The organism is Vibrio misgurnus, from assembly GCF_029635775.1.
Classification (GTDB): Bacteria; Pseudomonadota; Gammaproteobacteria; order Enterobacterales; family Vibrionaceae; genus Vibrio; species Vibrio chanodichtyis.
Genome location: NZ_CP113241.1, coordinates 36,410 through 51,451 on the forward strand (window position 1 = coordinate 36,410; position 15,042 = coordinate 51,451).

Annotated in this window: 12 protein-coding genes, 2 tRNA genes and 3 rRNA genes; 12 read left to right on the forward strand and 5 right to left on the reverse strand. The window is 48.8% G+C overall.

From position 1 onward, the window contains the following. The first annotated feature begins 2 nt into the window (after positions 1–2). Entirely contained in the window at positions 3–479 is a 477-nt protein-coding gene (locus OOK74_RS00160; RefSeq protein ID WP_274723452.1) for a DUF494 family protein, read from the forward strand. 11 nt (positions 480–490) lie between these two features. Beyond that, entirely contained in the window at positions 491–1,075 is a 585-nt protein-coding gene (locus OOK74_RS00165; RefSeq protein ID WP_278182843.1) for a DNA topoisomerase family protein, read from the forward strand. A gap of 88 nt (positions 1,076–1,163) precedes the next feature. Here the strand turns inward: OOK74_RS00165 and OOK74_RS00170 are convergent, their stop codons facing one another. Together OOK74_RS00170 and purE are read right to left on the reverse strand one after the other, a co-directional pair. Continuing rightward, positions 1,164–2,297, reverse strand: coding sequence for a 5-(carboxyamino)imidazole ribonucleotide synthase (locus OOK74_RS00170; protein ID WP_277207595.1), 1,134 nt, complete (start codon positions 2,295–2,297; stop codon positions 1,164–1,166). Between the two features lie 3 nt (positions 2,298–2,300). After that, entirely contained in the window at positions 2,301–2,786 is a 486-nt protein-coding gene (gene purE, locus OOK74_RS00175) for a 5-(carboxyamino)imidazole ribonucleotide mutase (RefSeq protein ID WP_166013966.1), read from the reverse strand. Between the two features lie 169 nt (positions 2,787–2,955). Between purE and tsaC the strand changes: the two genes are divergently transcribed. Genes tsaC through OOK74_RS00195 form a run of 4 tightly spaced genes read left to right on the forward strand, consistent with a single transcriptional unit; the run spans position 2,956 to position 5,633 of the window. Then, positions 2,956–3,513, forward strand: coding sequence for an L-threonylcarbamoyladenylate synthase type 1 TsaC (tsaC, locus tag OOK74_RS00180; RefSeq protein WP_274723455.1), 558 nt, complete (start codon positions 2,956–2,958; stop codon positions 3,511–3,513). Between the two features lie 30 nt (positions 3,514–3,543). Further along, entirely contained in the window at positions 3,544–4,464 is a 921-nt protein-coding gene (hemF, locus tag OOK74_RS00185) for an oxygen-dependent coproporphyrinogen oxidase (protein WP_274723463.1), read from the forward strand. Positions 4,465–4,524: 60 nt separating this feature from the next. Further along, positions 4,525–5,361: a shikimate dehydrogenase gene (aroE, locus tag OOK74_RS00190; RefSeq protein ID WP_274723456.1), complete on the forward strand. Its 837-nt coding sequence runs from the start codon at positions 4,525–4,527 to the stop codon at positions 5,359–5,361. Next, complete coding sequence (locus OOK74_RS00195; RefSeq protein WP_274723457.1) at positions 5,358–5,633, forward strand: DUF1488 family protein; 276 nt, start codon at positions 5,358–5,360, stop codon at positions 5,631–5,633. Before aroE ends, OOK74_RS00195 begins: the two co-directional genes overlap by 4 nt. Here the strand turns inward: OOK74_RS00195 and OOK74_RS00200 are convergent. Continuing rightward, on the reverse strand, positions 5,614–6,165 hold the full coding sequence (locus tag OOK74_RS00200) for a gamma carbonic anhydrase family protein (RefSeq protein WP_274723458.1): 552 nt from the start codon (positions 6,163–6,165) through the stop codon (positions 5,614–5,616). The genes OOK74_RS00195 and OOK74_RS00200 overlap by 20 nt on opposite strands. Before the next feature lie 509 nt (positions 6,166–6,674). Between OOK74_RS00200 and OOK74_RS00205 the strand changes: the two genes are divergently transcribed. From OOK74_RS00205 to OOK74_RS00225, 5 genes are all read left to right on the forward strand, one after another. Continuing rightward, positions 6,675–8,217 (forward strand): 16S ribosomal RNA (locus OOK74_RS00205). A 62-nt stretch (positions 8,218–8,279) separates the two neighbouring features. Continuing rightward, positions 8,280–8,355: transfer RNA gene (locus OOK74_RS00210), tRNA-Ala, on the forward strand. A 284-nt stretch (positions 8,356–8,639) separates the two neighbouring features. Then, positions 8,640–11,527, forward strand: a 23S ribosomal RNA gene (locus tag OOK74_RS00215). 128 nt (positions 11,528–11,655) lie between these two features. Next, positions 11,656–11,771 (forward strand): 5S ribosomal RNA (gene rrf / locus OOK74_RS00220). The 16S, 23S and 5S rRNA genes sit together here with 2 tRNA genes alongside, the layout of an rRNA operon. A 102-nt stretch (positions 11,772–11,873) precedes the next feature. Continuing rightward, positions 11,874–11,964 (forward strand) — tRNA-Ser (locus OOK74_RS00225). Positions 11,965–12,085: 121 nt separating this feature from the next. Here OOK74_RS00225 and ilvY read toward each other — a convergent pair. After that, on the reverse strand, positions 12,086–12,979 hold the full coding sequence (gene ilvY / locus OOK74_RS00230) for an HTH-type transcriptional activator IlvY (protein WP_278182844.1): 894 nt from the start codon (positions 12,977–12,979) through the stop codon (positions 12,086–12,088). Positions 12,980–13,117: 138 nt separating this feature from the next. On the opposite strand from ilvY, the gene ilvC reads away from it, so the two are divergent. Next, a complete protein-coding gene (ilvC, locus tag OOK74_RS00235; protein ID WP_278182845.1) occupies positions 13,118–14,602 on the forward strand; it encodes a ketol-acid reductoisomerase in 1,485 nt (494 codons plus the stop codon). 127 nt (positions 14,603–14,729) lie between these two features. On the opposite strand, the gene ubiK is transcribed toward ilvC, so the two are convergent. Further along, positions 14,730–14,981, reverse strand: a complete 252-nt coding sequence (gene ubiK / locus OOK74_RS00240; protein WP_166013958.1) for a ubiquinone biosynthesis accessory factor UbiK — start codon at positions 14,979–14,981, stop codon at positions 14,730–14,732. Positions 14,982–15,042: the final 61 nt, after the last annotated feature.

A 15,042-nucleotide genomic window follows, 5' to 3' on the forward strand; every position in this document is an offset into this window, starting at 1 on the left:
CTATGATGATGGATATTTTGATGTATCTGTTCGAAACCTATATCCATAGCGATGCTGAGTTGCAAGTGGATCAGGACCATCTGGAAGATGAACTGTTGCGCGCAGGTTTTCATCAGCAAGATATTTATAAAGCCCTCCATTGGTTGGAAGATTTGGCGGCGTTGCAACAAACCGATGCCCAAACGGCGATCGCGAAAAGTGCCCCAACTTCAATGCGCATTTACGCTGCCGAAGAGATTGAGCGGCTTGATCTTGAGTCGCGTGGTTTCTTGCTTTTTCTTGAGCACATCAATGTGCTCACCGCAGAAACGCGAGAGATGGTAATTGATCGTGTGATGGGATTAGAAACCGATGAGTTTGAACTAGAAGATCTCAAATGGATCATTTTAATGGTGCTGTTCAACGTTCCGGGCAATGAAAATGCTTATACTTTGATGGAAGAGTTGCTGTATAGCCAAGAACAAGGCGTGTTGCATTAAGCGGGTGATAGATGAAGCGTAAAATTGACCCCCAACTGTTCACGGCTCACGAACAGGCGCTACCAAGCTCACCTTGTCCTCAATGTGGTGCAACCTTGCAGTTGCGTCACGGTAAACATGGGCCTTTTTTAGGCTGCAGCGCTTACCCAGAGTGTGATTATATTCAGTCGCTGCATCACAATGATGCTCAAGTTCTCAAACCGTTAGGCGTGGCTTGCCCAGCATGTGGCCATGAATTGGTGCTACGCCAAGGTCGTTATGGGATGTTTATTGGTTGTAGTGACTATCCGCAGTGTCATCATATTGAGTCGACCGACAGCCCCCATCAACCAAGCGAGCCTGTATTAGCCATCACTTGTCCTGAATGCGCTCAAGGTCATCTGATTGAGCGCCAATCTCGCTTTGGTAAACGGTTTTATGCTTGTGATCGTTACCCTAAATGCAAATTTGCACTCAATGGGACACCACGGGCTCAAATCTGTACCCAGTGTGGTTTTTCGGTAATGCTTGAGAAGCACAGCGCTGCGGGGATGCGTTTTCAGTGTGCCAATCGCAAATGTGGCCATATTCAAGCGGTTGCTACAGGGGTGATTTGATTCACCGTAGGGCTAACCCCATTCTCATTTTCAGCGTATCAACCATCAAGCCGCGTTAAACGCGGCTTGATCGCCAGAGCGGATCTGGTTAATGCTCGATCTGATTAGCAGCCAGATGCAGTGCTGGAAAGGCTTCTGCATCAAGTAGCGCCGCTAGCTGGCATAGTTTACGCTGCAGCTCACCGGTGTAATCGGCGGTCACATTGATGTGACCCATCTTGCGTCCAGCACGCTTCTCTTTGCCGTACCAATGTACATGACAACCTTCGAGAGCCAACACGGCGCTTGCCAATTGGTCTTCGCCGAGAATGTTGATCATCGTGGTTTCACGGACCAATTTGGTACTGCCTAGTGGCAAACCACACACCGCGCGTAAGTGATTTTCAAACTGACAGGTTTCTGCGCCCTGTTGGGTCCAGTGGCCCGAGTTATGTACCCGCGGCGCAATTTCGTTAACTAACAGTTGCCCCTGCACGTCGAAAAACTCCAGCGCTAATACACCAACATAGTTGAGTTGCTCGGCGACAGCTTGAAACATGGCGTGCGCTTGTGCTTGTAGCTCTGGTGCGTCAATCGCAGTCGATAGGCTGAGCACGCCTTGAGTGTGCACATTTTCTGCCAAGGGATACACCACGATATCGCCGGCTAAGTTACGCGCACCAACTAGTGAAACTTCACGATCAAAGGCGACAAACTGTTCGGCAACAATCGCTTGCTGTGGGTTGGCCGCTAAGTATTGTGCTAATTGTTGCCAAATCTCTTCGATCTGTGAATGGTGCTTTAAGCGCCATTGGCCTTTACCATCGTAGCCGCCAAGGGCACTTTTTAGCACCATAGGCAGCCCGATGTCAGTTACCGCTTGTGCGAAATCCGCTTGAGTGCGGATAATCGCATAGTCTGCGTTGGCTACTTGAGCGCGATCCAATAACGCTTTTTCTAGACGGCGATCGCCACCAATTTTGATGGCTTGCGCACTTGGGTAGAGTTTTCCGCTACTCGCACACAGATCAAGAATAGGATGTGGAATATGCTCAAACTCGGCGGTGATCACATCCACTTGCTCAATCGCGTGCTGCAACCCATGTCCCAGCACCTGTTGGGTTAATGGATGGACAATTTGTTCTGAGCCAACATCAAAAGCGATGGTGGTAATATTGAGCGGAGCTCCTGCCAAAGACATCATTCGCGCGAGCTGACCTGCGCCTAGCACTAACACACGCATCGGTTACTCCTCGCGAGGGTCTGGGTTATCCAACACCAATTGAGTTTGCTGAGCGCGGAACGCTTCAACTCGGCTCATCACTTCTGGTTGATGCACGCCGATAATTTGTGCCGCGAGTAATCCGGCATTGGCAGCACCGGCTTCGCCAATCGCTAGCGTGCCGACCGCAATACCTTTAGGCATTTGCACAATCGAGTATAACGAATCGAGTCCAGACAGTGCCCGTGACTGGACTGGTACGCCTAAAACCGGCAGGCAGGTAAATGCCGCGGCCATCCCTGGTAAGTGAGCTGCACCGCCAGCACCAGCGATGATGACTTGCAGGCCGCGCTGTTTGGCGCTGGAGGCATAATCAGCCAGTAGTTGAGGAGTACGGTGTGCCGAAACCACTTTGGTTTCATATGCCACACCTAAGTGGTCGAGCATCTCTGCTGCATGCTTCATGGTTGGCCAGTCTGACTTAGAACCCATGATAATACCGACGGTCATCTCAAACTCCTTCAGTGTTGTAAATTGAGCGACGAGCGCTGATTGCCGCGCATTATACGAGGATTTTTACCTCAAGCAAACGTTTGCTTTTTGTGGTTGTTCGGAAATACTGGTCAATTGCTCTGCGATTCGTACACTGAACAGAATAGAGCGATGAGGAGTTGAATAAGTGGATAATCTGCAACAAGCGGTCGATGCGCTACGCAGCGGTGGCGTGATCGCTTATCCGACAGAAGGTGTGTTTGGTTTAGGGTGTGATCCGGATAATCAAACGGCTATGCTACGTTTATTAGCGATTAAGCAGCGCCCTGTAGAAAAAGGGGTAATTTTAATTGCGGCTAACTATCAGCAACTGCAACCCTATATTGATGAAACCCAATTAAGTGCTGAGCAACTGGCGCAAGTCTTGGCATCTTGGCCCGCGCCTTTAACTTGGGTGATGCCAGCCAGTCGCTACACTCCAAGCTGGGTTCGTGGTCAGTTTGATACTGTGGCGGTGCGGGTTTCAGCTCATCCACTGGTGCAACAACTGTGTGTCGCGTTTGGTAAACCTTTAACTTCAACCAGCGCTAATCTGAGTGGTCAGCCAGCGTGTGTGACGCAACAGCAAGTCATCGCACAGCTTGGGGAACACATCAGTGTGGTGGTGGAAGGTAAAACCAGTGGCCGGAGTGGACCGAGTGAAATTCGTGATGCTCGCAGCCTACAAGTATTAAGACAGGGATAACCCTGCGCAGGAGAGAAAGTGAAGTCTACTATTGTTCAACCGGCGATTGATAAACAGGCGGTACAACATTTTTTACGGCAGTTGCAAGATAGTATTTGTCAGCAACTGGAGGCGGCGGATGGTCAAGCGCGGTTTATTGAAGATCAGTGGCAGCGGGAGGCGGGTGAAAAATTAGCGGGAGGCGGCCGCACGAGGGTGATGCGTGATGGTGCGGTTTTTGAACAAGGTGGCGTGAATTTTTCGCACGTCTTTGGTGAGCAAATGCCCGCTTCTGCCACTGCGCACCGGCCAGAGTTAGCTGGGCGTCGCTTTGAAGCGATGGGAGTCTCGTTGGTGATGCATCCGCATAATCCACATGTTCCCACCTCCCATGCTAATGTGCGTTTTTTTATTGCCGAAAAAGAGGGTGAAGCACCGATTTGGTGGTTTGGCGGCGGTTTTGATCTAACTCCTTGCTATCCAAGACTTGAGGATTGCCAAGCTTGGCATCAAACGGCGAAAAATCTCTGCGCGCCTTTTGGAGCGGATGTCTACTCTGAGCATAAAGCGTGGTGTGATCGTTATTTTTACCTGCCCCATCGTAATGAAACTCGTGGCATTGGCGGGTTATTTTTTGATGATCTCAATCAGTGGCCGTTTGAGCGTTGTTTTGAATATTTGCAAGCTGTGGGTGCTGGATATACCGAGGCGTATCTGCCTATCGTTGAACAGCGTAAAGCCACCCCGTTTGGTGAGCGCGAGCGTCAATTTCAGCTTTATCGTCGTGGTCGCTACGTTGAATTTAACTTGGTATTCGATCGCGGTACGTTATTTGGTTTACAAACGGGTGGGCGTACTGAGTCAATTTTGATGTCAATGCCACCTTTAGCGCGCTGGGAATATAGTTATCAACCCGAAGCCGGAACGCCTGAAGCTCTGCTTAGTGAGTTTTTAGTTGCGCGAGATTGGTGACGCGTTAGGTTTCCAATGATAGGGTCATGTCAGTGACCCATTGATGACGTAGGCAAGGATATGGCTTCTCAAATTGATCAGTATGTCGTGTTTGGTAATCCCATCCAGCACAGTAAATCGCCCTTTATTCATACTTTATTTGCTCGGCAAACCCAGCAGTCGATGACTTATACTGCTCAATGTGTCGCGCTGGATGGATTTAGTGAGGCTGCTCGCCACTTTTTTGCACAAGGCGGGCGAGGGTGTAATGTCACCGTGCCATTTAAGGAACAGGCGTATCATTTGGCTGGGCGGCTCACTGAGCGTGCTCGTTTGGCTGGTGCGGTCAATACGCTTAAAAAACTCGACGATGGTGAAATCTTGGGCGATAACACTGATGGTGCTGGCCTAGTGCAAGATTTGCTGGCTCGATCGGTATCACTGTGTGGTGCGCGCATTTTGCTGATTGGTGCTGGCGGCGCGGCGCGTGGTGTGCTTAAGCCTCTGCTTGATCAACAGCCCGCATCAATAACTATTACCAATCGAACCCTGGCTAAGGCGGAGCAACTGGCGGCGCTGTTTTCTTTATACGGCGAAGTGGATGCACAACCTTTTGCGAAGCTGGATCAGAGCTATGATGTGATCATCAACTCAACCTCGGCCAGTTTGAGCGGTGAACTTCCGGCGATTAGCCCCACGATCTTTTCTCCTCACTCAGTATGTTATGACATGATGTATGGTCAGAGCTTGACGGTATTTAACCAATGGGCGTTGCAACATGGTTGTACTCAGGTGATGGATGGTTTAGGCATGCTGGTGGGACAAGCGGCAGAAAGTTTTATGCTTTGGCGTGGCTTGCGTCCGGGAACACAACAAATTTTGCGTGAATTGCGTAAAAATCTAGCTGGTGGGATATGAATCAATCAATCTTATTCTCTGATTTACACCATTGGGATGAAGCGAAACAAGCGGTGGTCTTTTTTGCTCAGCAAAATGGGGCATTAATTGAGTGTCTTGCTGCTCGGCAAGTTTTACAAGCCTTAGCAGCAAGGGAGTTAACTGACCCACAAGAGATCGTCTGGGCATTTGAACAATGGCGCTTTGACCTAGAGGAGATCGCTGAACAGGCGATTGAAGAGGAAATGTTTAATCCTCTAGGCCAAATTGAGATCACTCGTGAGCCGATTTAACCTCACTAATATAGTCATTTTTGCTCTGCACATAATTGGCCGCTGATTGGAGTAGAAAAGCGCGCTCTTGTTCAGTCAGAGCTCGCGCTTGCTTTACTGGGCTGCCTAAATAGAGAAAGCCGCTGATCAGCCGCTTGCCGGGAGGGACTAAACTTCCGGCTCCGACCATCACATCACTTTCAATCACCGCTCCATCTAATACAATCGATCCCATGCCAACCAAAACGCGATCGTGTATTGTGCAGCCGTGTAGCATCACTTTATGCCCAACGGTGACATCATTGCCTATCAATAAAGGATGGCCATCAGGGTTTGCCGCATTCTTGTGGGTCACATGCAATACTGACCCGTCTTGAATATTGCTGCGTTTTCCAATTCGGATATGGTTGACGTCTCCACGAGCCGCGACTAAGGGCCAAATGCTGGCATCATCATCCAGCTCAATATCACCGACAATCACGGCGCTAATATCCACATAAACTCCAGTCCCCAATTTTGGTTCAATGCCCTTATAGCGACGAATCGAGCTCATAGTTGCTCCTTTTTATAGTCAATCTGGTGTGAATAGAGAGTTTAATCGCCAATAAATGGTGAATTACGGCTAAACTATCATCACTTGGTCGAGTGGTTAAAAAAAAACTCAAAAAGTCCTTGCTAATGTAATCAGCATCCCTATAATGCGCCCTCACTGACACGGCAGACGCCGCAAGGCTTCAGGGCCAGTCAGCTAGGCAAAACGCTTCGATGCAAAAAGATGAAAAAAGTGTTTGACACTGACCATTATCTCGCTAGAATGCACAGCCTCTTCGGTAAGAAAGCCGAAGCAAAACGCTCTTTAACAATATAAACCAATCAATCTGTGTGGGCACTCGTTGATGATAATCTCAAAAAGATTAATCAATGAACTGAGTGACCAAACGAGACGCAAGTCTTGGCACAGTCAATTCATTATCGTTCTGTTGGAACGATAATAACTTTGAATTACTAAGGTAATTTAAAGTCAGTATTCATTGAGCCGAAGCGAAAGCTTCAAAAAACTTTTAATTGAAGAGTTTGATCATGGCTCAGATTGAACGCTGGCGGCAGGCCTAACACATGCAAGTCGAGCGGCAGCACAGAGGAACTTGTTCCTTGGGTGGCGAGCGGCGGACGGGTGAGTAATGCCTGGGAAATTGCCCTGATGTGGGGGATAACCATTGGAAACGATGGCTAATACCGCATGATGCCTACGGGCCAAAGAGGGGGACCTTCGGGCCTCTCGCGTCAGGATATGCCCAGGTGGGATTAGCTAGTTGGTGAGGTAATGGCTCACCAAGGCGACGATCCCTAGCTGGTCTGAGAGGATGATCAGCCACACTGGAACTGAGACACGGTCCAGACTCCTACGGGAGGCAGCAGTGGGGAATATTGCACAATGGGCGCAAGCCTGATGCAGCCATGCCGCGTGTATGAAGAAGGCCTTCGGGTTGTAAAGTACTTTCAGTCGTGAGGAAGGTTGTAGTGTGAATAGCACTATGATTTGACGTTAGCGACAGAAGAAGCACCGGCTAACTCCGTGCCAGCAGCCGCGGTAATACGGAGGGTGCGAGCGTTAATCGGAATTACTGGGCGTAAAGCGCATGCAGGTGGTTTGTTAAGTCAGATGTGAAAGCCCTGGGCTCAACCTAGGAGTTGCATTTGAAACTGACAAGCTAGAGTACTGTAGAGGGGGGTAGAATTTCAGGTGTAGCGGTGAAATGCGTAGAGATCTGAAGGAATACCGGTGGCGAAGGCGGCCCCCTGGACAGATACTGACACTCAGATGCGAAAGCGTGGGGAGCAAACAGGATTAGATACCCTGGTAGTCCACGCCGTAAACGATGTCTACTTGGAGGTTGTGGCCTTGAGCCGTGGCTTTCGGAGCTAACGCGTTAAGTAGACCGCCTGGGGAGTACGGTCGCAAGATTAAAACTCAAATGAATTGACGGGGGCCCGCACAAGCGGTGGAGCATGTGGTTTAATTCGATGCAACGCGAAGAACCTTACCTACTCTTGACATCCTCAGAAGAGACTGGAGACAGTCTTGTGCCTTCGGGAACTGAGAGACAGGTGCTGCATGGCTGTCGTCAGCTCGTGTTGTGAAATGTTGGGTTAAGTCCCGCAACGAGCGCAACCCTTATCCTTGTTTGCCAGCACGTAATGGTGGGAACTCCAGGGAGACTGCCGGTGATAAACCGGAGGAAGGTGGGGACGACGTCAAGTCATCATGGCCCTTACGAGTAGGGCTACACACGTGCTACAATGGCGTATACAGAGGGCAGCGATACCGCGAGGTGGAGCGAATCTCAGAAAGTGCGTCGTAGTCCGGATTGGAGTCTGCAACTCGACTCCATGAAGTCGGAATCGCTAGTAATCGCAAATCAGAATGTTGCGGTGAATACGTTCCCGGGCCTTGTACACACCGCCCGTCACACCATGGGAGTGGGCTGCAAAAGAAGCAGGTAGTTTAACCTTCGGGAGGACGCTTGCCACTTTGTGGTTCATGACTGGGGTGAAGTCGTAACAAGGTAGCGCTAGGGGAACCTGGCGCTGGATCACCTCCTTACACGAAGATTATAGTGATGAGTGTCCACACAGATTGATATGGTTTAGATTTGAGCATGAAGTGGGGCTATAGCTCAGCTGGGAGAGCGCTTGCATGGCATGCAAGAGGTCTGCGGTTCGATCCCGCATAGCTCCACCATCTTTAAGTGCATTCGATGAGTGCTTTTAAAAATGGTTCTTCATGAATCTTGCTCTTTAACAATTTGGAAAGCTGACAAAACAACAATTTATTGTTGTTTGTAAAGTTCTCAATGTTTATCGAAAGATAAACACCAACAACACATTCAAGTGTGCTTGGTATCGAATAAGACTTAGGTCTTGTTCAAATTTGAGTCCGGCAAAATCTGTCTCGCACTCATGAAAATTAAACGCGAGACAACTTAGGTTGTTTAAACAACAACCCGAAACTCCTTCGGGTTGTATGGTTAAGTGACTAAGCGTACACGGTGGATGCCTGGGCAGTCAGAGGCGATGAAGGACGTACTAACTTGCGATAAGCGCAGATGAGGCAGTAAGAGCCGTTTGAGTCTGCGATTTCCGAATGGGGAAACCCAGCTGCATAAGCAGTTATCACTAGATGAATACATAGTCTAGTGAGGCAAACCGGGGGAACTGAAACATCTAAGTACCCCGAGGAGAAGAAATCAACCGAGATTCCGGTAGTAGCGGCGAGCGAACCTGGATTAGCCCTTAAGCACTCGTTGAAGTAGGTGAACAAGCTGGAAAGCTTGGCGAAACAGGGTGATAGCCCCGTAACCGACGCTTCATCGAGCGTGAAATCGAGTAGGGCGGGACACGTGATATCCTGTCTGAATATGGGGGGACCATCCTCCAAGGCTAAATACTCCTGACTGACCGATAGTGAACCAGTACCGTGAGGGAAAGGCGAAAAGAACCCCTGTGAGGGGAGTGAAATAGAACCTGAAACCGTGTACGTACAAGCAGTAGGAGCACCTTCGTGGTGTGACTGCGTACCTTTTGTATAATGGGTCAGCGACTTATATTCAGTGGCAAGGTTAACCGAATAGGGGAGCCGTAGGGAAACCGAGTCTTAACTGGGCGTTCAGTCTCTGGATATAGACCCGAAACCGGGTGATCTAGCCATGGGCAGGTTGAAGGTTGAGTAACATCAACTGGAGGACCGAACCGACTAATGTTGAAAAATTAGCGGATGACTTGTGGCTAGGGGTGAAAGGCCAATCAAACTCGGAGATAGCTGGTTCTCCCCGAAAGCTATTTAGGTAGCGCCTCGGACGAATACTACTGGGGGTAGAGCACTGTTAAGGCTAGGGGGTCATCCCGACTTACCAACCCTTTGCAAACTCCGAATACCAGTAAGTACTATCCGGGAGACACACGGCGGGTGCTAACGTCCGTCGTGGAGAGGGAAACAACCCAGACCGCCAGCTAAGGTCCCAAAGTATTGCTAAGTGGGAAACGATGTGGGAAGGCTCAGACAGCTAGGATGTTGGCTTAGAAGCAGCCATCATTTAAAGAAAGCGTAATAGCTCACTAGTCGAGTCGGCCTGCGCGGAAGATGTAACGGGGCTAAGCAATACACCGAAGCTGCGGCAATGTTCTTTAGGACATTGGGTAGGGGAGCGTTCTGTAAGCCGTTGAAGGTGAACTGTAAGGTTTGCTGGAGGTATCAGAAGTGCGAATGCTGACATGAGTAACGACAAAGGGGGTGAAAAACCTCCTCGCCGGAAGACCAAGGGTTCCTGTCCAACGTTAATCGGGGCAGGGTGAGTCGACCCCTAAGGTGAGGCCGAAAGGCGTAATCGATGGGAAACGGGTTAATATTCCCGTACTTTTGACTATTGCGATGGGGGGACGGAGAAGGCTAGGTGGGCCAGGCGACGGTTGTCCTGGTTCAAGTGCGTAGGCTAGAGAGTTAGGCAAATCCGGCTCTCTGTTAGGCTGAGACACGACGTCGAGCTGCTACGGCAGTGAAGTCATTGATGCCCTGCTTCCAGGAAAAGCCTCTAAGCTTCAGATAGTCAGAAATCGTACCCCAAACCGACACAGGTGGTCGGGTAGAGAATACCAAGGCGCTTGAGAGAACTCGGGTGAAGGAACTAGGCAAAATGGTACCGTAACTTCGGGAGAAGGTACGCTCTTGATGGTGAAGTCCCTCGCGGATGGAGCTGACGAGAGTCGCAGATACCAGGTGGCTGCAACTGTTTATTAAAAACACAGCACTGTGCAAAATCGCAAGATGACGTATACGGTGTGACGCCTGCCCGGTGCCGGAAGGTTAATTGATGGGGTTAGCGCAAGCGAAGCTCTTGATCGAAGCCCCGGTAAACGGCGGCCGTAACTATAACGGTCCTAAGGTAGCGAAATTCCTTGTCGGGTAAGTTCCGACCTGCACGAATGGCGTAATGATGGCCACGCTGTCTCCACCCGAGACTCAGTGAAATTGAAATCGCTGTGAAGATGCAGTGTACCCGCGGCTAGACGGAAAGACCCCGTGAACCTTTACTACAGCTTGGCACTGAACATTGAACCTACATGTGTAGGATAGGTGGGAGGCTATGAATCGATGACGCTAGTTGTCGTGGAGCCGTCCTTGAAATACCACCCTTGTATGTTTGATGTTCTAACTTAGGCCCCTAATCGGGGTTGAGGACAGTGCCTGGTGGGTAGTTTGACTGGGGCGGTCTCCTCCCAAAGAGTAACGGAGGAGCACGAAGGTGGGCTAATCACGGTTGGACATCGTGAGGTTAGTGCAATGGCATAAGCCCGCTTAACTGCGAGAATGACGGTTCGAGCAGGTGCGAAAGCAGGTCATAGTGATCCGGTGGTTCTGAATGGAAGGGCCATCGCTCAACGGATAAAAGGTACTCCGGGGATAACAGGCTGATACCGCCCAAGAGTTCATATCGACGGCGGTGTTTGGCACCTCGATGTCGGCTCATCACATCCTGGGGCTGAAGTCGGTCCCAAGGGTATGGCTGTTCGCCATTTAAAGTGGTACGCGAGCTGGGTTTAGAACGTCGTGAGACAGTTCGGTCCCTATCTGCCGTGGGCGTTGGAAGATTGAAGGGGGCTGCTCCTAGTACGAGAGGACCGGAGTGGACGAACCTCTGGTGTTCGGGTTGTGTCGCCAGACGCATTGCCCGGTAGCTAAGTTCGGAATTGATAACCGCTGAAAGCATCTAAGCGGGAAGCGAGCCCTGAGATGAGTCTTCCCTGACGGTTTAACCGTCCTAAAGGGTTGTTCGAGACTAGAACGTTGATAGGCAGGGTGTGTAAGCGTTGTGAGGCGTTGAGCTAACCTGTACTAATTGCCCGTGAGGCTTAACCATACAACACCCAAGGGGTTTTGATGGACTCAAAGTTAAGCGCATAAGAATGTGTGTGAGAATGAAGACAGCTTTCCAGAATTGTTGGTTTTCACTTTTTAAGAAAAAGTGAAATCAAAAACAGAATTTTGCTTGGCGACCATAGCGTTTTGGACCCACCTGATTCCATTCCGAACTCAGAAGTGAAACGAAACAGCGTCGATGGTAGTGTGGGGTTTCCCCATGTGAGAGTAGAACATCGCCAGGCTTTGATGTGTTGTTTTTAGATTGTTAAGAAAAATCTAAAGGCAAAAAAGTAGACGAAACGTCTAAGCTAGTAGTGTAAGCATACTGTTAGCACAAAATTTGCGGAGAGATGGCTGAGTGGTTGAAAGCACCGGTCTTGAAAACCGGCGATGGTTAATAGCTATCCTAGGGTTCAAATCCCTATCTCTCCGCCACTATTAGAAAAGGCCGCTGATTAGTCAGCGGCCTTTTTGCATTTCAGTGTATTCAATTTTAATTTATGGATTATGATTAGTGGCTGAGAACTCGGTTTCCTTAGATGCTCCCTCAGTTTTTTTAATTCACAATCTTTTGATTAGTTGAAATTACCCGCCATAATGCTTGAACTAGGGGATTATCTAGTTGCGAGCGTTTGCAGCAAACTCCGAGTTTAAAGGGATTGATTGGCACAAAGTTTAAGCGCTGAATTTTATCTCGAACAGGACTGTTGTTGATCACCACATCTGGCGCGATTCCCACCCCATACCCTAGAGCCACTAAGCTGACAATCGCTTCATGGCCTGCGATTTGTGCGTAGATATTGGGTTTAATCTTCATTTGCTTAAACCAAGCATTCGCTCGTTCACGAGCTGTCCCGGATTCTGGAATCACAAATGGAATTTCATGCCAACTGGGCTGCTGTTTTTTTAACTCATCGCTAAAGCTACTGCTACCACGCGGAGCGATAATCGAGAGTGGAATTTCACCGATGGTTGCGAATTCAATTCGATTTGGCAACTGTTCTGGCATTGCGGCAATCGCAATATCCGCTTCATCATGTAGGATTTTATCGATGGCTTGCGCGGGATCACCGGTCAATAATTTAAACTCAATATAAGGGTGCTGGAGGCGAAATGCGCTGAGGAGATCCGGTAGATGGCTATAGCTTGCGGTGACAGAGCAAAAGAGTTTTATTTCGCCACGTAATTCTTGGCCATGCTCATTGAGCTGGGTGCTGAATTGTTGCCAATCATTAATCATACGCACCGCCACGGGAAGTAATTGATGGGCAATCGGAGTCAGTTCGACGCTGCGGTTATCACGCAGAAATAGTGTATGATTTAAATCCTGTTCAAGCTTTTGGATTTGTCGACTTAAAGCAGAAGGGCTCAGATGCATTGCTGCTGCAGTATGACTGAAGTTTTTGCTGTCACACAGATGGATAAAAATCTGTAACGTTTTGATGTTCATAACACAATCCAATGTTGCATTTATTGCAATACTTGGTTGTGAATATATCACTTTATGCAATCTTGTCGCTCACTTAGTATGAGTTTATTCGGTCATATCACACCGACTTAACGGAATCACTTATTAAGGAGCATCCACATGGCAAACTATTTCAATACACTGAATCTGCGTGAACAGTTGGATCAACTGGGGCGCTGCCGCTTTATGGCTCGTGAAGAGTTTGCCAGCGCAGCGGATTATCTGGTTGGTAAGAAAATTGTGATTGTGGGCTGTGGTGCGCAAGGACTGAATCAAGGTCTGAATATGCGCGATTCGGGTTTAGATGTTAGCTATGCCTTGCGTCAGGCGGCGATCGATGAGCAGCGTCAGTCATTCAAAAATGCTAAAAATAATGGCTTCAAAGTGGGCAGTTACGAACAACTGATCCCTGATGCTGATTTGGTGATTAACTTAACCCCTGATAAGCAACATACCAGTGTGGTCAATGCGGTGATGCCACTGATGAAGCAGGGGGCGGCGCTCGGCTATTCACACGGTTTTAATATCGTGGAAGAAGGCATGCAGATCCGTAAAGATATTACCGTAGTGATGGTTGCGCCAAAATGCCCTGGCACAGAAGTTCGTGAAGAGTATAAGCGTGGTTTTGGTGTTCCGACACTGATTGCGGTACACCCTGAAAATGATCCACAAGGTGAAGGGTGGGAAATCGCTAAAGCGTGGGCGGCTGCAACAGGCGGCCATCGTGCAGGTTGTTTGGCGTCTTCTTTTGTGGCAGAAGTGAAATCAGACTTGATGGGTGAGCAAACCATTCTGTGTGGCATGCTGCAAGCAGGTTCAATCGTTTGTTACGAGAAAATGCTGGCCGAGGGTATCGAACCTGGTTATGCCGGTAAATTGCTGCAATTTGGCTGGGAAACGATTACCGAAGCACTAAAGTTTGGTGGCATTACCCATATGATGGATCGTCTCTCTAATCCAGCCAAAATTAAAGCGTTTGAACTCTCTGAACAGCTCAAAGACTTAATGCGTCCGCTGTATAACAAGCATATGGATGACATTATTTCTGGCCACTTTTCCAGTACCATGATGGCGGATTGGGCCAATGATGATAAGGAACTGCTTGGCTGGCGTGCTGCCACCGCTGAAACTGCATTTGAGAACTACCCTGCGAGCGATGTGAAAATTACTGAGCAAGAATATTTTGATCGCGGTATTTTGATGATTGCCATGGTGCGGGCAGGGGTTGAGCTTGCGTTTGAAGCGATGACTGCCTCAGGCATTATTGATGAGTCGGCTTACTATGAATCTTTGCATGAGCTGCCATTGATTGCTAATACTGTGGCTCGCAAACGCTTATATGAAATGAACGTGGTTATCTCTGATACGGCGGAATACGGTAATTATCTGTTTGCGAACATCGCAGTACCACTATTGCGTGAGCAATTCATGCCCAATGTAGGTGTCGATGTGATTGGCAAAGGTTTGGCTAGCACATCAAATCAAGTCGATAATGCCACTCTGATTGAAGTCAACAGCGTTATTCGTAATCACCCGGTCGAGTACATTGGTGAAGAGCTGCGCGGTTATATGAAAGATATGCAGCGTATCGCGGTGGGTGATTAATCTCGTTATCGGTTTTCCGCCAGCAAACACAACAACACCATATAAGAAAAACCAACAAGGCTTAGTCTACTGACTAAGCCTTTTTTGTATACGCTACTAGCTAAAGTTGGCGGTGTGTTTAGCGTGTTTATTTAGCGGCGAGTTTGGCTTCAAGCTCAGCCATTTTTTGTTCTAACTCGCTAAGCTTTTGGCGAGTGCGCAATAATACTTGGGTTTGTACATCAAATTCTTCTCGATTGACGACATCGAGTTTGTTGAGTTGGCCTTGGATGACTTGGCGTACTTTCTGTTCTACATCTGCGCCTAATTCTTTGACCGGTTGTGGCATCGCTTCATGAATTTGCTTGGCGATCTGCTCGAGTTTTTTCGCATCAAACATACTGATTACTCCTGTTAGGTTGGCAATATTCTATGCAATTCAGCCGACAATGTCGTTAGAT

Excerpts from the sequence above, each read along its gene's own strand:
- OOK74_RS00160 (WP_274723452.1), top strand. The coding sequence starts at position 3 with ATGATGATGGATATTTTGATGTATCTGTTCGAAACCTATATCCATAGC.
- OOK74_RS00165 (WP_278182843.1), top strand. The coding sequence starts at position 491 with ATGAAGCGTAAAATTGACCCCCAACTGTTCACGGCTCACGAACAGGCG.
- OOK74_RS00170 (WP_277207595.1), bottom strand. The coding sequence starts at position 2,297 with ATGCGTGTGTTAGTGCTAGGCGCAGGTCAGCTCGCGCGAATGATGTCT.
- purE (WP_166013966.1), bottom strand. The coding sequence starts at position 2,786 with ATGACCGTCGGTATTATCATGGGTTCTAAGTCAGACTGGCCAACCATG.
- aroE (WP_274723456.1), top strand. The coding sequence starts at position 4,525 with ATGGCTTCTCAAATTGATCAGTATGTCGTGTTTGGTAATCCCATCCAG.
- OOK74_RS00195 (WP_274723457.1), top strand. The coding sequence starts at position 5,358 with ATGAATCAATCAATCTTATTCTCTGATTTACACCATTGGGATGAAGCG.
- OOK74_RS00200 (WP_274723458.1), bottom strand. The coding sequence starts at position 6,165 with ATGAGCTCGATTCGTCGCTATAAGGGCATTGAACCAAAATTGGGGACT.
- ilvY (WP_278182844.1), bottom strand. The coding sequence starts at position 12,979 with ATGAACATCAAAACGTTACAGATTTTTATCCATCTGTGTGACAGCAAA.
- ilvC (WP_278182845.1), top strand. The coding sequence starts at position 13,118 with ATGGCAAACTATTTCAATACACTGAATCTGCGTGAACAGTTGGATCAA.
- ubiK (WP_166013958.1), bottom strand. The coding sequence starts at position 14,981 with ATGTTTGATGCGAAAAAACTCGAGCAGATCGCCAAGCAAATTCATGAA.